The sequence below is a fragment of the Terriglobus sp. ADX1 genome, from assembly GCF_036877645.1.
Lineage (GTDB): Bacteria > Acidobacteriota > Terriglobia > Terriglobales > Acidobacteriaceae > Terriglobus.
Genome location: NZ_JAEDXV010000005.1, coordinates 140,376 through 158,227 on the forward strand (window position 1 = coordinate 140,376; position 17,852 = coordinate 158,227).

Genomic DNA, 17,852 nt, shown 5'->3' on the forward strand with positions numbered 1-17,852 from the left:
CCGCAGCACGTTCGGTGTCAAGCATGGGACTCAGTTGTCGTCGTCGCCACCTTCACCGTCCTCCACCAGTTGCGTGGAGGTGCCGACTACGCTATAGACCACCGGGTCGCTACCGTTGGGCTTCACCGTTACGCGCATGGGTTCACGCTGCCACACCGAAGGAAGGCAGACGGGGCGAACACGCTCGGTTTGCGGCCATGGTGCGATGACCCTGGACAGTGCTGCCTTGTGCGCGCCGATCTGCCAGACCTCTGCGCTAAGTCCACTTGCCTTGGCCGTGGTGTGAATACCGCAGTACGCTGCGTAGTCGCGATACCAGACCACATCGCTGATGCTGGCGTCGAAGTCCGGCAAGTGCAGTGCCGTTACGCGGCCGGAGACGCGGTCGACGAGTATCCACGAACCCGGCTGCCAGACCCAACGACCAGACTTCTCTCCGGGCAGAGCGTCATTGATGTGCAGTACGCGGCGCGCTACGAAGCTGCGCTCTGTAATGTCATGCGTATCGCCGGTGAGCCATTCGCGCGTCTTGCCGTCGACGACCAACGGGCGGATGCGCAATGTTCCTGCCTCGTCCTCCTTCGCCTCGCTGGAGACGTCTGCCGCAACGAATGGGACGCGACGCACAGCGCCCAGCACGACGGTGTGCACCTTGGCAGTGGCAGCATGAATAGGCAGCAGCGCCGCAAATGCGGCGAGCATTGCAGTGGACCGGCAGAAACGCATACGCGGAGGGTAATGCTGCCGAAGCTACCGGGGCAAATACCAAAAGTTCGGTTTCTGTGATGGCGAAGGGATATTCGCGTATCCAGGAAGGTTCCTCCCTAATTTGGTAGAGTTTTCCGCTGGTTGGCAGAATCTACCGAGTAAACGGAGGCGTAAGATGCAGGCATAAGTTCTTGCGGACCGGCCGCTGTGCCGCTTGTCCGCCCGGATTTTCAAGCCGAAAGGAAACTCAAGAAGCTCATGTGGAAACCCAACACTCCCGGCTCCGGCGCTGCCACACCCTCCACCCCCGAACCCGTTCGTCCCAGCCAGCCTGCTGTGTCGTCCTATGAACAGCAGCCCAGCACCCGCACTGCCAGCCCGCAGACACCTGCCTCCACCGGTGAGCAGGCGACCATCGGCAAGAGCCTGATGATCAAGGGCGAAGTGACGGGCTCGGAATCCCTGTACATCGACGGCCGTATTGAAGGCACCATCAACCTGCCGGGCAACCGCGTTACCGTGGGCCGCAATGGCCAGGTGGCAGCGAACATCTCTGCCCGCGAGATCGTGGTCCTGGGCAAGGTTCGCGGCAACTGCCAGGCAAGCGACCGCATTGACATCCGCAGCGAAGGCTCGCTGACGGGCGACGTGATCGCAGCCCGCATCTCCATTGAAGACGGCGCGTTCTTCAAGGGTGGCATCGACATCCGCAAGCCCGGCGACCCGAAGGCTGCCGCTGCTGCTACCACTTCCGCACCGGCCGAACAGGGCCAGCTTGTGGAATCGGCTTCGTAAGCGAATCCCACCTCAGAATGAGAAACCCCGCTTCGGCGGGGTTTTCTTGTCTTTAGCCCAGAGGGGTACCCCCCTCCCCCCTGTTTTTCTAAAATCGTCTTTCTAAACGGTTTATGGATTTAGTGGCTGTAAAATCGTCTTCCTATTGGGGTTAGGGGCAAAATCGTCTTTCTAAAGCTTTTAGCTGGTGGCTTTCGCTTTTAGCTATTTCCCTTCTTCTATTTTAGAGAGTTTAGGGAAATTACCTGCCAACTCTATTTCTTTTGGTTTGTTGGGGTTGGGTGGTTTTGGGGCTTGACAGTATTTGGTTCGGTTCTGGAAGAGCGGCCAGCCATGGTTGTTCCGTGGGCGCGCGGGGTTGGCGTTATGCTCCTGTTTATTTTGGTGACCGCGCGGGTTCTTGGCTGGGGTTTTGCGGCAGGGCTGAAGCCCTGCCCTCCGAGTACTTCGTACCGTTCACGACGCTTCGCGTGATCGCCCAGGTTTGGCTGTTGATGCGGTTTTGGCTTCCTGCGGCGTTGGAGTGGGGTGAGAGGAATGCAGGTCCTTCGGCTTCACTTCGTTTCGCTCAGGATGACGAATTGCATTCGTACGAGCTTCGCTGGTTCGCACTCTGTGCGACGGATCGCGCTTTGCGCGATAAGCCAGGTTCGCTTCGCAAACCTGGGGCATGCGCGTTTGTGGCCGGAAGGGATGAGCAGCGTTGGTGCGGTGAAGTGTGTGGGGATTCTTCGCTTCGCTCTGAATGACGGCCTTGGGCCGTTGGATCGCGCCTTGCGCGATGCCCGGGTTAGCTTCGCGGACCTGGGGCACCCGGTTTTGGTGGTGATGCGGTTTCGGCTTCCTGCGGCGTTGGAGTGGGCGGAGGGGAATGCGGGTCCTTCGGCTTCACTTCGTTTCGCTCAGGATGACGAATTTCATTCGTAGGAGCTTCGCTGGTTCGCACTCCGTGCGATGGATCGTGCTCGCGCGATGACCCAGGTTAGCTTCGCCAACCTGGGGGATTCGGTTTTGGTGGCGGGGCGAGTCGAGCGGGCCTTTAGCCTTTGTTCTTTACGGACGCGTACCTGGGCCTTCGGCCCAGGCTAAGATATCGGCGCGCCTTTGGCGCTTGTTCGCGTAGTGACTGGCTTTGATTGACCTTCTAGGGAGATTGGGCTGCTCGAAGGTCTGGATGCGAAATACTTTCGCATCGAGTGGGCAATTTTGACTGCGTGCAACCCTTCGAGGTGACTCGTCTCTCAAAGTGGAGGAGCCTGATTTTTTATGAGTTTGCGATCGTTTGTCATTCTTTCCGTTTTTGTTCTGGGTGGGGTTGCGACAGCAGCCGCGCAGAGTGCTGCCGATGATACAGCGCAGAAGCCTTCCGAACTGGTGCAGCCAGCGCTGGATAAGGTGGCGCATGCGGGCAGCAATGTGGACCTGAACAAATGGAAGGGTGGCAACGGACTGCGCGGCGAGGTGGATGCCAATCTGGCCTCGGTGCAGAAGGATTTGCAGAACACGCTGCCTTCGATACTTTCGGATTCCGATAAAGCGCCCGAATCTGTACCGGCGAGTCTTCGTATTCTGATGAACCTGGACGCGCTGTACAGTGTGCTGTTGCGCATTGAGATAGCAGGTAAGGCAAACGCTCCACGGGACCAGGCAGACGCGCTGGATGGGGCATTGGCGGCGCTGGATGGGGCACGTCGTAGCCTGGGTGACCGGATTACTTCTTCCGCAGCGGCGCAAGAGAAGCATGTGACGCAGTTGCAGGCGACGATTCAGCAGCAGAATGCGCAAATTGCAGCTGCACAACAGGCTGCGGCGACGGCGGCAGCGGCTGTGCCACCGGCAAAGACGACCACGAAGAAGAAAACCGTGAAGAAGAAGCCTGCTACGACGACTCCTGCTGCTACAACCGCTCCTGCGGCTGCACCACCGGGGGCTACGAAGTAGGTTTCCCTTAGCCTTCATTCCCTTTGTTACGGCAGGGCTTCAGCCCTGCCCTTCCGAAAGAGGACGTGCTTTGCGCGTTGGAGCTTCGCTTTTGCGAAGCTGGTTTGGGACTCGTGGCTGGAAGGATTCGGAAATAGTGGCAGGATGAGGGTTCGCTGGGATTCTTCGCTGCGCTCAGAATGACGGTCTTTGACCGTAGGAGCTTCGCTGGTTCTCACAATGAGAGCGGCATTCTGACAATGAGAGAGGCATCCCGTTTGGGATGCCTCTCTTGCTTGCCGGTGGCGCGATCTTTGCAATGTTGCATCGCGGCCATGCTTTTCACGTTGCTTAGCGGCCGTGCTCTTCGAGGTATTTTTCGACTTCGAGAGCGGCCATGCAGCCGGTGCCTGCGGCGGTGATGGCCTGGCGGTAGCGGCGGTCCTGCACGTCGCCTGCGGCGAAGACGCCGGGGATGACCTGACCGTTGCGCGTGGTGAAGACGTTGTCCTTGCTCTTGATGTAGCCATCTTCGTCCAGATCCATCTGGCCTTCAAAGAACTTGGCGTTCGGGATGTGGCCGATGCCGAGGAAGAAGCCGCTGAGTGCGATGTTCTTTACTTCGCCTGTGACAGTGTTGCGCACGCGGATGCCGCTGACTTCCTTTTGCTCCACGCCGAGAACCTCTTCCACGACCGTGTTCTGCAGAAACTCAATCTGCGGATGAGCCATGGCGCGTTCCAGCATGATCTTGCTGGCGCGGAAGGTGGCCGAGCGATGGATCAGGTACACCTTGGTAGCAAAACGGGTGAGGAAGATGGCCTCTTCCATGGCCGAGTCGCCGCCGCCAATGACGCAAATCTCTTTGCCGGAGAAGAAGAAGCCGTCGCAGGTGGCGCAGGAGGAAACGCCGTGGCCGATGAGCGCCTGTTCGCTGGGCAGTCCCAGCCAACGCGCTGATGCGCCGGACGCAACGATGAGCGTGCGCGTGTGCACGATGCGATTGCCGCCGAAGTTCAACTCAATGGGTGTCTTGGACAGGTCCGCGGAGTGGAGATGGCCCATCTCGATTTCTGCGCCGAACTTCTGCGCCTGCTTGCGGATGTTCTCCACAAGTTCAGGACCCTGCACGCCGTCAGGCCAGCCGGGAAAGTTTTCCACCAGCGTGGTGATGGAGAGCTGGCCGCCGGGTTCGTGGCCTTCAATGACAAGCGGCTTGAGGTTGGCGCGAGCCGTGTAAATGGCAGCGGTAAGGCCGCTGACGCCGGAGCCGAGGATGACAACGTCGCGTGTGGTGCTGGATGGCGTAGAGGATGTGTTCGACATGAGGTCCGATCTGCTGTCTCTTTTGCGCTGACCATTAAAGCAGACAACGCAACAGCCATCATTCTAAATGCGCGAGCAGTATGAAAGGATTCATGACGGGCCACCCGGTATGCGACGGTGGCGTCCCACAGACTGATGACGACACGACAAAAGAAGCTTTCTGAACCGACACGAGACATTTTGAAGGGCGCGCTGGCGGGATTGATTGGCGGCTTGATTGCCACGGCAGCCAAGTCTGCTGCGGAAAAGGTTTATCCGCCCCATGAGCATGGCGAGCCGGAGCCCCGGCAGAAGAAGTTCTTGGAAGAGAGCCTTCCCTGGGTTCTGGGAGCGACGGCGGGCGCTGCCTATGGTGCGTTGGCCGAGATCTATCCGCAGGTGACCGATAAGTATGGCGCCAACTTTGGCATGACGCTGATGGCGGTGACGCACGAGGGGCCTTTGCATGCCCTGGGGCTGGCGACGCGTCCGGAGCCGAACGAAGCTCGGGAGCAACGCAGCGAAGTGGTGACGCATGTGGTGTACGGCGTGGTGTGCGAGACGGTGCGGGGGCTGGTGCGGCGCTCTCTTTAAGAGCAGTTGACAGGCGAGTGCCGGGTTCACTACATAAGCGGCGGAACACTTGCGTGTGCTGAGGCGTATTGCGAGCACACGCTTTTAAAGGATGCCCCGCTATGCTCGTTGTTCGATCGTCCGGTATTGCGTTTTTGCTGCTCACAACCTTTGCTGCAACCTGCCAGACCGCCGTTCAACCGGGGTCGATGAAGAAGGTTGCGGAGGTTGATCCACGTTTTCTTTCCTACAACGTGGAGACAGTAGAGATTACGGGTGGTCGTTTCTGGAAGCCGTATTCCGCGAAGACAGAAGCGCCTGCAGCGGCGGCGGCAAATGCAAACATGCCTGTAGGGATTGATCCGAGCATGTTTCAATATCGCGCTCCGATTGATCTTTCGCAGGCGAAGTTGCGACGGCTGGCAGGTGCGCTGGCTCCGGCTTATATGCGTGTGAGCGGGACGTGGCGGAACAGCAGCTACTTTCAGAACACGGATGATCCTGCGCCGAAGACTCCGCCGAAGGGTTACCAGGCGGTGTTGACGCGCGCGCAGTGGAAGGGTGTGGTGGACTTTTCGCACGCTGCGGGTGCGGAGCTGGTGACGTCCGTTGCCACGAGTGCGGGAACGCGCGATGCGAACGGGGCGTGGACTCCTGCGGAAGCGGCTGGGTTCTTCGAATACACAAAGAGTATTGGTGGCCACATTGCCGCAACGGAGTTCATGAATGAGCCGACGTATGCGTCGATTGGTGGAGCGCCTGCGGGTTACAGCGGGGCGGACTTTGGGCGCGATATGAAGGTGTTCAGCGGCTTTCTGAAGAAAGCTTCACCCGGTACGCTACTGCTGGGACCGGGAAGTGTCGGCGAGGGCACGGTCATGGCGGGCGGTGCGACTGCGGGTGGACCGAAGCTGTCGCCAACAACGCCGGAGATAATGCAGGCTACGGGGCCGATCTTTGATGGCTTCTCGTACCACTTTTATTCGGACGCTTCGCAGCGTTGTACGCGCATGATGGGGGCGAAGTACATCAACACGCCGGAGACGGCGATGACGACTGCATGGTTTGACCGAAATATGCAGTCACTGAATTTCTATGCGGCCTATCGCGACAAATACCTGCCCGGAAAGCCTCTTTGGTTGACGGAGACGGGCGAGGCGGCGTGTGGCGGTGATCCTTTTGCCGCGCAGTTTGTGGATGTGTTTCGTTTCATGGATCAGCTTGGTTCGCTGTCGGCAAAGGGTGTGCGCAGCGTGATGGTGAACACGCTGGCGTCAAGCGATTACGGGCTATTGGATGAAGAAACGTATGCCCCGCGACCGAACTTCTGGGCAGCCGTGTTGTGGAAGCGCACGATGGGCGAGCGCGTGCTGGATCCTGGCATTTCGCTGGGCAGTAAAGCGCGTGTGTATGCCGCTTGTGAACGCGATCACAAGGGCGGCGTGACGCTGCTGGTGATTAACTTTGACAACGCAGCGGAACAGACGCTTGTACTGCCTGTAGCGGGTGAGCGTTACACGCTTTCGTCGCCGGAGCTGACGAGTAAGCAGACTATGCTGAATGGGACAGAATTGACTGCCGGTGAGGATGGTTCGTTGCCGGCTATGGGTGGCGCGAAGGTGTCTGCGGGGAAGGTTGGCTTTGCGCCTTTGACCGTTAGTTTTGTTACGCTGCCGGATGTTAAGAACGCAGCTTGCCGGTAAATAAAACGCCCTCTTCTCCCGATGTTTTGCAGTAGGAGAAGAGGGCGTTTTTGTTTTGTTGCGAGTTGCTAAATCTGCGAGTAGGCAGTGGGTGTGAGCACGAGGTTGTCGACGTGCGTCACGATGGGTTCGCTGGCGTAGCGCGGATTGCTGGAGAGCTTCTTCCAGTCAGGGTGGCTGGTGAAGTTCTTCCAGTTCTGATCCATGGCGGCGAGGTCTTTGTGCGCCAGCATATAGGTCAGGCTGGGAAGGTCGGGGCCGATGAGGTTGTCAGAGTAGAAGACGCCGCGTGCGCCTGATTCCTCAAAGATGCGGAACTCGCCCTGATGGAACATTTCCACCTTGCGCTCGTGTGCGGCGAAGGTGGGGCTGATGTAGGTGCGGAGCTGCAGGATGCGAGGCTCCTTTGCCGGAACGACGAGCTGCGGGAAACCTTCAAAAGCAATCGAGAGGCGGCTGGTGACACTGATGAACGGCGACTGCGTGGCCGGTGTTGCCCAGAATGGAGCGGCGGCGGAGACGAATGCCGGATCCTTCGCGAGCAGAAGGTCGAGTTTCGCGAGTTTCTCCAGGTCGTTGCCCGAGATGATGACGTAGACCTGCGGTGTGGCGTCGCCGTAGCTGAGATTGAAGACACCGACGGGGCCGAGGCCGAGGCGCTGCAATGCAGGCAGAAGCGCGTCAGACAGATAGGTGCTGAGCAGCTTGCCCGAAGGGCCAGACTGCATTTTATAAATGCGGGTCAGGAAGTAGCTGCGGGGCTTTGCGCCTTGCGCTACGGACGGGGTTGCGTTTGCCATTCCAGCGGCGGCTGCCAGAGCAGCGCCTCCCTTTAACCAGTCGCGCCGGTTCATGTTCGGTTCCTTCTTGGATGAAATCGGATGTGCGGGAAAAGTGTACCGGTATGAGCCATGCATTCGCGAGCGGTTTCACACGCGTGACATCTCCTGACGCTCGCCGCTCCATTATGCTGAGGGTATGCGTAAGTTCCTTGCTACAGCCGCCCTTGTTGCCGTTCTTTTGCCGTCTGCCGCCCATGCGTGGTGGGAGAAGGGACACCGCCTGGTGGCGCAGATTGCCTGGGACCACCTGACGCCGGTTGCGCGCAAGAATGTGCAGTTTCTGCTGGGTAAGGAGTCGCTTTCAGACGTGGCTTCCTGGCCGGATGTGTACCGTCCGAGTGTGACGCAGACGGGTAACTGGCACTTCACGGATATTCCGGGAGACACGGATAAGTATGATCGCGACCGTGACTGCCCGTTGCAACCAGGCGTGAAGATGGGTAGCTATAACGACAAGGTGCGCGACTGCGCCACGGACCGTATTCCGTTCTTTGAAAAGATCGTTGCAGATACAACAGTCGACCCTTCTGAGCGCGCAACGGCGCTGAAGTTCCTGGTTCACTTTGTCGGCGATATCCACCAGCCGTTTCATGCGTCGGGCGTAGAGAAGGGTGGCAACGGCATTATCGTCACCGCGTTTGGTCAGCCGACTTGCAGCAGCTATGCCACCCAATCCAAGTGCAACCTGCACGCGATCTGGGATGGTTTCCTGATTGACCGCCGCAAGCTGAGCGATAAGCAGTATCTGAAGATGCTGGAAGGCGATATTAAAGCGCACTCAGTAGAAGCTGGACCGATTGATGCTGTGGCCTGGACGGAACAGTCAAAGATTGTTTCTGACGCAGGCATGGTGCAGAGCGGCGCTGATATTGATGATGCGTATTACCAGAAGTTCATTCCAACGATTGATCGTCAGTTGGAACTGGGCGGACTTCGGTTGGCCGCAGTCTTGAATGCAGCCTTCACACAACCGCCACACACCTTTGTGCCGGTGGATGCAGAAAAGGCAGAAGCACAACGCGAAAGCGCATCGCAGAAGCCCGCAAGCAAGTAAGTTACGACTTACCTGAATCGACGAGAGAGGGTCGCCATATGGCGACCCTCTCGTACGTTCTTACTCATTTAAGAGATTAGTTTCCTGCAGGAGCGGGCGGTGCAGGGGTCGCAGTTCCTTTCGCTGCGCTAAAGCTGCCGCTGACACCAAACGGATCCACGTCCATGGTGCCGGTCAACGCGCCTTTATCCAGCTTGCCGTGATAGGTGATGGTGTAGTCGTCACCGTTGTATTTGCCATTGTGCTGGAAGGTAACGTCGCCACCTTTGACGGAACCGGTGGTGGGCCACTTGGTTCCCTGCACGTCGCAGTTGCCAGTGAGGCTGGCGTCGTCTGCCTGAACAAAGGTGCAGTGCTCTACCACCTGAACACCGGCGACTTCACCACCGATATCCCATGCGCCCGCAACGTTTGCCGGAGCTGTCGTCTGCGCCATGAGAGGTGCTGCCACTGCGAATGCTGCGATCCATAGCTTCTTCATTTATGTCCTCCACCAAAGGGTGTTGCGGTTACTGAGATTACTTATTGATCTTTTTCATGGCAAAGGCTCCGCCCGCATTGATTGGCTGCATGTCAATGGAGCCAGTGATCGATGAGGAAGAATCCACCTTGCCGAAGAAGGATACCGTCATATCTTCTCCCTGGTACGCAGCAGGGTGTGAAAAGGTTACATTCCCGCCGTTGTTCTTTCCAGTAACGGCAAACTTTCCACCGGGTGTATCGCAGGTGCCACTCAGAACACCTTCTGCGGACTGCTTCAACGCACAGGTTTCATTCACGGCAATTCCCTGCACCTCAGTCTGCGTGGTCCATGTACCGGTGATATCTGACGGAGACTGCGCATGCATTGTGGCAAGAAACAAACATACACAGATAGAAAGGGACAGTTTCACTTGGTATCTCCGCAGAAGTTTGGGTTAACTCCCACTGTAGAACCTGTTTTGTATTTTGTCTGACACAAAATATCCCACATGCGGGCTTTTTCACCCGATAGATGTTTACAGCGTATGCCGTTAAGATGGGGCCATCCGCAATGCAGACCTTATCCGGCCGACAAAGACAGAGAGCGTTGTTCTGGCGCAAAGGAGAAAGCACGTCTCTGCACGCTGTAAGAATTGTCACGGCTACCGTCGTGATGCTTGTGGCGTTTCCTGTGCTTCTGGGTTGGGTACTGCCCGATACAGCGAAATTTGTGCCTGCGGGATGGATGGCCATGAAGGCCAATACCGCATTGCTGATCCTGATGAGTCTGGCGAGTCTTCTTGCGACCGAACGTAGCCGTTCCCGCTGGATGAAGATGGTCGGAGCTGTGCTGGGTTTGGCTGTGTTTGTTTTAGCCGGTGTTACAGCGATTCAATATGCGGACATTCACCTCTTTGAGGTAAATACGATGCTGGCACCGGATCCTTATGGGAGGGTTCCGGGACGGCCATCCTTGCAGGCCAGCATTGGATTTCTGCTGATGGGCGTTGCCCTGTGTACGCTGGGCGGACGCACACGCCGCACACTGCGGGTTGCGGATGGGATGGCCATGCTACTGATCCTGTTTCTACTTAGTTTTGTAGGAAGTATTTTCTTCACCACTGAGGGATCGCCCGGATGGTCGCTGAAGCGCCAACTGGCACCAGAAACATTCCTTTGCCTTTGCCTGCTGACTGCTCTGGTTGCGCTGCGCAGGACAGAGCCAGGCGGCATTTTTCATATCTTTCGAGAGCGTGGCATGGGTGGAAAGACCGCGCGACTGGCGGGGCCAGCGGCTCTGGCATTTCCTTTTGTTTTGTCAGGGCTGCGCGAGGTGATGATTCGTTTCCACCTGCTTACAACAAACTATGCAATCGCTTTTGCTCCTGCAGTGACGGCAGTGCTGGCGCTACTGTTTGTGATGCTGCTGGCCCGCCGTAACCGCGATCTGGAAACCGCGTTGCACGATCTTTCTCTGCGCGACGAATTGACCGGTGTGTACAACAGGCGAGGATTTCATCTGCTGGCGGAACAGGCGTTTCGTGAGGCCGTGCGCGCGAGTTCTGGTTTCTCCGTCATCTTTCTGGATGTGGATGACCTGAAGGTGATTAACGATACTGCCGGACATGATGATGGATCGCGCCTGCTGCAGCGTATGGCGAAAGAACTGCATCATGCATTTCGCTTAACGGACATTGTGGGGCGGATTGGCGGAGATGAATTCCTGGTGGCAGCAAAGGCAACACAAAGTGAGATATTGCATGCCATCCAGAGATTGCATGATGCCACGTCTGTGACTTCAGAGGAAGAGTTTCCGCTGCGCTTCAGCTACGGGATTGCTTCGCGGGAAACCATGAGCGATACGCTGACAGACCTGATCCAGCAGGCCGATGCACGGATGTACGAAACCAAGCGCAGGAGAAAAGGGGAGAGCGGGGCGCACCTTAGAATGGAACCGGAAGAATTGACGCAACGATAGTTAAGTTTGTTACCGTTCCGGCTCTACGTGCTTCATTACCCAGCCGAGCGAGATGCTGTTGGACACCTCTAACGAAGTCACACGCAGTCCGTACTGCGCGGCTCGCGGCTCAATGAGTTCGACGATGCGCTCTGCAAAAAGCGATGGCGAGTTGAGGATGGTGTCTGTCTCAAACTCCACGGATGCGGATGGGATCACCTTCTCAAGCGCGACGTAGAGCGCGCCAAACGCGTCGGAACTCTGCGTGATGTAAAGCTGGGGATCACTGACGCGATACTCACCACCGAAGGATGCGCGGACCACGCCATCGTCTGCAGTGAGCAGTTCGCGGGCAGAGACCTGAAACGGCTTGGTGCGCATGTCCACCGGCACCAACGACTGCGAGGGACGAACCCAGTGATAACCGGGTTCGACGACCTTCACTACGGAGTCGCCCTTGAGAAGAACGCCGCGGTTGAACGGCAGCAGTTTGATGCGCGACGGCACAAACGACAGCTTGCCCAGAATGCGCTGCAGAACCGTGCCCGCCAGCACAATCAGCGCCAGCTCCACTGCTACCCCTGCCAGAACGTCAAACGAATTCGCCATAATCCCTGTCAATAGATTAGACGCTCTGTCCAGCGGAGATGATTCTGTCTCAAAACGACTGCCGAGAAAAAAATGAGCCCGCCGCGAACGGCAGGCCCAATGGCCAAAGAGGATCAGTTGCCTCAGAAGTTGAATTTGGCGGCAGCCTGGAAGATGCGAGGATCGCCTGCGGCGGTCGCGTATCCGAATGTGCTGCTGCTGGGGTTAGAGGTGGTAAAGCCGTTGAGGAATGGGTGGTTGAACATGTTGAAGCTTTCAATGCGAAGCTGAAGATTCAACCGCTCGTGGATGGGGAAGATGCGGCTCAACGCGACGTCCATGTTGTAGTAAGCGGGGCCGCGCAAGGAGTTGCGCGCCAGGTTGCCGTATGTACCGGTCGGGTTGAGCGTATAGGCCGATCCGACGAAGTAGAAGCGGTTTCCGGGAGTTGAGCTTGTTACCTTGACGCCACTGTAGACATTCGCTCCCGCCACTGCATTGGGACGATCATTTGCCTGTGCGGTCAGCGAACGGTCCGAACCGCTGGTTACGTTGTATGTTGCACCGCTCATGATGCGCAGATATGGTGCGAGCTGCCAGTGGTTGACCACCGCCGATGTCCATCCATGCAGACTCTTGAAGTTGCTCTGTGCAACGACTGTGACGTTTGCAATGTGACGGATATCGAAACCGCAGTAGGAGTAATCGCCGCGTGGGTTATCCGAGTTTTGCAACGTGGTTGCAGCCACGTCACCCGGATTGTCCGCCAGCGAAAGGCACTTGGACCAGGTGTAGTTTGCCAGGAAGCTGAAGCTTCCCGTACCGCGATGCTGCACGGTAAAGATGCCACCGTGATACGCCGAGTACGCCTTGTCGTCGATCAGCGTCATCGTTGGTGTGTAATACGCACCCTGCGATGGATTCGTCAGCGAAAGCGGTGTACGTGCGTTCGCGTTGGCTGAAGCCGTGGTGGAGCAAGCCGAACCAGACGCAGGCAGATTCGATCCTGTCAGAGCACCGCATGATCCAGCCAGGCCGGTGGAAGTTCCGGGAATGTACTTTGCGTGGTTAAAGTAATTGCCAAGCCACTGGAAGTTATTCTTGTTGCCAAGGTAGTTCATGGACATGGACCAACCCATGCCGAGGTCATGCTGCAAACTGGCTGTCCACTGATAAATTACCGGCGTACGGATATTCCGCTTCAGAACAACGAACTGTCCCTGTGTTGGGAAGGTCGCCGTCTTATCCGGAGGAAATACACCGGGGAAAGGGCTGCCACCGGGATAACCCGACCATGGATCAGAAAACGGGATGTTACCGGTGAGATCAATTTCATTGGTGTAAGGCGGATTCGTCATCTGCCGTTGGTTCATGTATAGGTTCGGCACGTCATACATGATGGCGCCGCCCATACGAATGACTGTCTTATCGTCTGCCGCATAGGAAAGACCGACGCGTGGCGAGAAGTTCAGCATGCGGTTGTTTGTCAGGCTCTTCGGAATTCCCGGATCGCCGTAGTACAGCGAACCTGCTGGAGCATTGGGAAACACGATGGAGTGCGTTCCATTGTTAAACGCAGTCTGATCAAATGTGCTTCCGCGGCCTTGCTTGTCCGTTTGATACAGCATCGGTTCCCAGCGGAGACCATAGGTTGCAGTCAGCTTCTGCGTTGCATGCCATGTGTCCTGTCCGTAAAGCGAAAAGATGTTTTGGCGGAACTCATTCGGTTGATTACGGCTTTGACCAAAGGACTGCATACGTCCTGTGAGGAAGTCGAGCATGCCTTCACCGGTGTTGCCATTCTTCGCACCACTTAGCTGGCCGTTGAATGTGTATTGACCATTCTGCAGATAACCCGCACTCACGTTGTTGCCCGTACGGATGTACTCTGCACCAAACGCAACTGCATGCTTTCCAAGCTGCCAATCGATGTCATCCGAAAATGCTTCGGTATTCACGTTGAAGAAGCCAGGGGAGCACGTTCCGCAACCCACCGAAAATCCATTGGTCACGCTGAGACGGAGATCCACTGGCACATAGGTGTACACGTTGACGCCGAGTGTCTGTGCGTTGATGCCGCCTGCTGTCGGTCCACGGTTATTTCTACGACGTGCGTACGTTCCGTGGAACGTATTGATCATGTTCGATGTGAAGTTGAATGTATCTCCGAGTGTGAAGGTCTGCACACGTTCATCGTTACCCGCTGTGGTGGTTAGCAACAGGTTCGTTGGCGAGTAATACGATGGTGCGTTGTAATTCGTGATGTAGTAACGGCCAAACAGCGAATGGCGCGGGGACCATGTGTAATCGACACGGCCAATGTATTGGTCTTCCGAGTAGTTCGCCGGAAGTGCGATACGGATGTAGCCGTACTGATCTGCGAGAGACGTTGGCAGGTACTTCACCAGGTTCAGCGATTGCGGGCTGTAAGTGGAGGTATCCACACGGCGATAATTTGCAGAGCCAGGCGTGGTGGAGATGGTGGCTCCGCTTGCCGGGTTCAACAGCGTCTGGCCGTCCTTCACGTTGTAGGCGCAATTACCGCCCATCTTGCTGAAGTCGCCCGACAGCTCTGCAGCTGTAGGAATGCAGTAGCCTGTGGCGTTGCTTACCTGACGGTTTCTTGTTCCCTGATAGCCGCCAAAGAAGAACAACTTGTCACGTACGACATAGCCGCCGAACGTGCCACCAAACTGATTCCGCTTCAGTGTGTCCTTCGCTACGGAGAAGAAGTTCGTGGAGTTGATGATGTTATTGCGGATGAACTCGAAGACCGTTCCATGCCACTGGTTCGTGCCAGAGTTTGTGACAGCATTGACCAGTGCGCCGGGGTGAATACCATTACGCGCAGGCAGCCAGTTGGACTCCACTGAAAATTCGCGGAGTGCGTCGGGGAACGGGAATGGCAAGTTTACGTTTGTGAACTCGTCAACGTGATAGCCGCCGTCGAGCACGTAGTTGTTGTAATTGCCCTGTCCGCCCGCTACAGCGATCACTGTGGAACTGGCGTAGTTCTTGGAACCCACCATATCGCCGCTGGGTGCAGTAACTGCTCCGCCCGTGATGAGTACAAGCTGCGTTGGCTGACGACCATTCAGCGGCAGTTCGTTGATGCGCGTGGAGTCGACGACCTGCTTGAAGTTCACCGTCTCCGTTTCCAGAGACACACCGTTCGACTGAACCGTCACCTCTTCTGCCGAAGAACCAACCTTCATTTCCGCGTTGATGGTGCTGCTGTTACCCACTTGGAGGAGGATGTTCTGCTGCACGTATGAAGCGAAGCCTGTTGCCGTGACAGTGAGTTTGTATGTCCCAACGGGAATATTGGGGAAGGAGTAACGGCCTTCCGCATCGCTTTTCGCGGCGCGCGTAAAGTCTGTGGCCGTATTCGTGATGGTGATGCTGGCACCTGGGATAGTGGCGCCGGCGGGATCCACCACGGCTCCGGAAAGACTTGCCGTTCCAGCAGCCTGAGCATACGCCGCGGGCACGGATACCAGCGCGGATCCGCCTACAAGCAGCGGACATAGAAGCAGTGCGCTTCTCCGCAATGAAGTTGTCATATACAGCCTCCAAGAAATGCAGTGGCAAGCCACCGCGCACGAAACGTTTCAGCTCGCAAAACCGGTGGCTTTGCAAGGCGAAAGGAAGCTATGCGAGATGAGGGAGATTCGTCAATAAAAATGTTTCTTATTGATAATCGGAGAATCCAGTCAGGACACAGCAGGAGGTATATCAGGTCTCAATCTGCAGGCTTTCTATAATGACCGCAACGGAACTTTTGGGGGATGAGATGCGAAAGCAGCTACTGGCAGTGGCAATGTTGGCAACAAGTGTCGTGGCGAGTGCGGGTTCGACAGGGTCGGTCTACAGCTTTCACATGAAGACGATCGACGGTACACCGACGACACTGGCACCGTATAAGGGCAAGGTGCTGCTGCTGGTGAATGTGGCCAGCGCCTGTGGCTACACGCCGCAGTACGCGGCGCTGGAATCGGTCTACGAGAAGTACAAGGACAAGGGACTGGTCATTGTCGGCATTCCGGCGAATAACTTCGCCAACCAGGAGAGCGGTTCGGACGCAGAGATCAAGACCTTCTGCAACCGTAAGTACCATGTATCGTTTCCGATGATGTCGAAGATTTCCGTTAAGGGTGCGGATCAGACGCCGCTGTACGGTTACTTGACCAGCTCAACTACCGACCCGAAGTTTGCCGGAGATATCAAGTGGAATTTCACTAAGTTCCTGGTCGCTCGCAACGGTCAACCCGTAGCTCGTTTTGAGCCTGCAACTACACCGGATTCGCCGCAGGTGATTGCGGCGATTGAGAGCGAACTTAGTAAGAAGTAGTTAAAAAAATACCGGTGATGTAAACAGCGGCCCGCACCTCCTCTTACCGTGGAGCAGGTGTGGGCCGTATGCGTTTCTGTCATTCCGTACATTCACGTTATTTTCTTTCCTATTCTTTTGTGTTCGGCCTATGATCTACGCCGGAAGCTGCGGGGGTGCTGCAATCACTCCCGCGCTGCCCAACTTTTTTGCGCTTACTGAATTGATGAAGCCGCTCCCTTAGAGAGCACGGATCTGTTCCGGACAGACGCCGCATTTCTGCCATGCGCGTCATAACTGCAATCTCTTTTCAGGAGATACCCATGCACGTCCGTAATCTTCCCGTTCTTGCATTTGCCTTGCTGTGTAAGGGTGCACTCGCAGCCACGCTCTGCGTGAGCGCCAGTGGTGGCGGGTGTTATCACCACATCAGCGATGCCGTAGCTGCTGCCGCACCGGGCGACACCATCGTTGTCGTTGAGGGAACCTTTCACGAGCAAGTCACTATCACCAAGTCACTGTCGTTGACTGCGCTAAGCGGTGTGATCGACGCGTCCGGTATGGTCAATGGAGTTATCGTAGATGGCCTGCACAACGCTGGCCTGGCGAATGTACATATTTCGAACCTGACAATTAAGAACGCCAAGCATGAAGGCATTCTTGTGTTGAACGCTTCGTATGTCAGCGTTTCCGGTAACACGGTGAAGAACAACAACACTTCGCTGGCTGGAGGAATGTGTCCTGACCTGCCAACCTATGAGCCGGGTGAAGCGCAGGACTGCGGTGAAGGCATTCATCTGCAAGCCGCGGATCACGCGATTGTGACGGACAACACTGTGACGGGTAATGCAGGCGGCATTCTGATCTCAGACGATAGCGGGCCGACGCATGACAACCTGATCAGCTTCAACAATGTGCATGACAACCCCGGTGCATGCGGCATCACCATGGCTTCGCATGTGCCTGCGCCCAGCACTGGCGCGGCAGTGCCTTTTGGCGTGTATCACAACACCATCTATGGCAATCGTTCGTTGCGGAATGGTGCGGGAATTGGTGGCGGCGCGGGCTTCGGCATCTTTGCTTCAATTCCGGGTGCGAAGACCTACAGCAACGTGGTGGTGAACAATTTCGCCAAGGATAACGGCCTGCCCGGTATTGCGATGCATGCGCATGCGCCGAATCAACAGTTGAACGACAACATGCTGATTGGCAATACGCTCGTAGGCAACGGAGCCGATACTGCCGATGCCGCAACCGCAGGGCCGACCGGCATCAATGTCTTCTCCGCTGTGCCGACATCGAATGCGAGCGGCATCATGATCTCTGGCAATAACATTCAGCAGGAGCAGGTGGATGTGAATGTGAACAATCCGCAAGCCGTCACCGTGGAGTTCAATAACCTGCTGGGCAAAGGTACAGGTGTGTCGAACACGGGGACATCGACTGTGGATGCCACGGGCAATTGGTGGGGCTGCATCTTTGGGCCGACACTGGCGCCGGGTGCCTGCTCGACGGTTAAGGGCGCAGTCATTTCCCTGCCGTGGTCCATTACGCCGGTGCAGATTCAGCCTAACTTCTAACCGATGCAACGTCGTGTATACCGTTGGGCGGACTC

The 17,852-nt window shown here is 56.7% G+C and carries 16 protein-coding genes; 9 read left to right on the forward strand and 7 right to left on the reverse strand.

Annotation, left to right across the window (positions count from 1 at the left end):
• Nucleotides 1-30: 30 nt before the first annotated feature.
• Nucleotides 31-726, reverse strand: coding sequence for a hypothetical protein (locus JAO32_RS05365; RefSeq protein WP_334238260.1), 696 nt, complete (start codon nucleotides 724-726; stop codon nucleotides 31-33).
• A 240-nt stretch (nucleotides 727-966) separates the two neighbouring features.
• On the opposite strand from JAO32_RS05365, the gene JAO32_RS05370 reads away from it, so the two are divergent.
• The 3 genes from JAO32_RS05370 (at nucleotide 967) to JAO32_RS05380 (ending at nucleotide 3,444) form a co-directional block, all read left to right on the forward strand.
• Nucleotides 967-1,503 carry a bactofilin family protein gene (locus JAO32_RS05370; RefSeq protein ID WP_334238262.1) on the forward strand — a complete coding sequence of 179 codons (537 nt, stop codon included), beginning with the start codon at nucleotides 967-969 and terminating at the stop codon, nucleotides 1,501-1,503.
• A gap of 693 nt (nucleotides 1,504-2,196) precedes the next feature.
• Nucleotides 2,197-2,430, forward strand: a complete 234-nt coding sequence (locus JAO32_RS05375) for a hypothetical protein (RefSeq protein WP_334238264.1) — start codon at nucleotides 2,197-2,199, stop codon at nucleotides 2,428-2,430.
• Between the two features lie 339 nt (nucleotides 2,431-2,769).
• Complete coding sequence (locus JAO32_RS05380; protein ID WP_334238266.1) at nucleotides 2,770-3,444, forward strand: hypothetical protein; 675 nt, start codon at nucleotides 2,770-2,772, stop codon at nucleotides 3,442-3,444.
• Between the two features lie 330 nt (nucleotides 3,445-3,774).
• On the opposite strand, the gene trxB is transcribed toward JAO32_RS05380, so the two are convergent.
• On the reverse strand, nucleotides 3,775-4,749 hold the full coding sequence (gene trxB, locus JAO32_RS05385) for a thioredoxin-disulfide reductase (protein WP_334238268.1): 975 nt from the start codon (nucleotides 4,747-4,749) through the stop codon (nucleotides 3,775-3,777).
• A gap of 135 nt (nucleotides 4,750-4,884) precedes the next feature.
• Between trxB and JAO32_RS05390 the strand changes: the two genes are divergently transcribed.
• A complete protein-coding gene (locus tag JAO32_RS05390) occupies nucleotides 4,885-5,322 on the forward strand; it encodes a DUF1440 domain-containing protein (RefSeq protein ID WP_334238270.1) in 438 nt (145 codons plus the stop codon).
• A 101-nt stretch (nucleotides 5,323-5,423) separates the two neighbouring features.
• Entirely contained in the window at nucleotides 5,424-7,004 is a 1,581-nt protein-coding gene (locus JAO32_RS05395; RefSeq protein ID WP_334238272.1) for a hypothetical protein, read from the forward strand.
• 68 nt (nucleotides 7,005-7,072) lie between these two features.
• On the opposite strand, the gene JAO32_RS05400 is transcribed toward JAO32_RS05395, so the two are convergent.
• The gene (locus tag JAO32_RS05400) at nucleotides 7,073-7,858 is read right to left on the reverse strand and encodes an NIPSNAP family protein (protein ID WP_334238274.1); all 786 of its coding nucleotides are present in this window, start codon (nucleotides 7,856-7,858) and stop codon (nucleotides 7,073-7,075) included.
• A gap of 124 nt (nucleotides 7,859-7,982) precedes the next feature.
• Between JAO32_RS05400 and JAO32_RS05405 the strand changes: the two genes are divergently transcribed.
• Nucleotides 7,983-8,900 (forward strand): S1/P1 nuclease, encoded by a 918-nt coding sequence (locus JAO32_RS05405; RefSeq protein WP_334238276.1) that lies wholly within the window; start codon nucleotides 7,983-7,985, stop codon nucleotides 8,898-8,900.
• A 76-nt stretch (nucleotides 8,901-8,976) separates the two neighbouring features.
• Here JAO32_RS05405 and JAO32_RS05410 read toward each other — a convergent pair whose 3' ends face one another.
• On the reverse strand, nucleotides 8,977-9,381 hold the full coding sequence (locus tag JAO32_RS05410) for a hypothetical protein (RefSeq protein WP_334238278.1): 405 nt from the start codon (nucleotides 9,379-9,381) through the stop codon (nucleotides 8,977-8,979).
• Nucleotides 9,382-9,418: 37 nt separating this feature from the next.
• Complete coding sequence (locus tag JAO32_RS05415; protein ID WP_334238280.1) at nucleotides 9,419-9,793, reverse strand: hypothetical protein; 375 nt, start codon at nucleotides 9,791-9,793, stop codon at nucleotides 9,419-9,421.
• A gap of 140 nt (nucleotides 9,794-9,933) precedes the next feature.
• Between JAO32_RS05415 and JAO32_RS05420 the strand changes: the two genes are divergently transcribed.
• On the forward strand, nucleotides 9,934-11,340 hold the full coding sequence (locus JAO32_RS05420) for a GGDEF domain-containing protein (protein ID WP_334238283.1): 1,407 nt from the start codon (nucleotides 9,934-9,936) through the stop codon (nucleotides 11,338-11,340).
• A gap of 9 nt (nucleotides 11,341-11,349) precedes the next feature.
• On the opposite strand, the gene JAO32_RS05425 is transcribed toward JAO32_RS05420, so the two are convergent.
• Both JAO32_RS05425 and JAO32_RS05430 read right to left on the reverse strand, forming a co-directional pair.
• Nucleotides 11,350-11,928, reverse strand: coding sequence for an SPFH domain-containing protein (locus tag JAO32_RS05425; protein ID WP_334238285.1), 579 nt, complete (start codon nucleotides 11,926-11,928; stop codon nucleotides 11,350-11,352).
• Between the two features lie 122 nt (nucleotides 11,929-12,050).
• Nucleotides 12,051-15,470: a TonB-dependent receptor gene (locus tag JAO32_RS05430; protein WP_334238287.1), complete on the reverse strand. Its 3,420-nt coding sequence runs from the start codon at nucleotides 15,468-15,470 to the stop codon at nucleotides 12,051-12,053.
• A gap of 200 nt (nucleotides 15,471-15,670) precedes the next feature.
• Here JAO32_RS05430 and JAO32_RS05435 point away from each other — a divergent pair, with 200 nt between their 5' ends.
• A complete protein-coding gene (locus tag JAO32_RS05435; protein WP_443082573.1) occupies nucleotides 15,671-16,258 on the forward strand; it encodes a glutathione peroxidase in 588 nt (195 codons plus the stop codon).
• Nucleotides 16,259-16,560: 302 nt separating this feature from the next.
• The gene (locus tag JAO32_RS05440; protein ID WP_334238289.1) at nucleotides 16,561-17,817 is read left to right on the forward strand and encodes a right-handed parallel beta-helix repeat-containing protein; all 1,257 of its coding nucleotides are present in this window, start codon (nucleotides 16,561-16,563) and stop codon (nucleotides 17,815-17,817) included.
• Nucleotides 17,818-17,852: the final 35 nt, after the last annotated feature.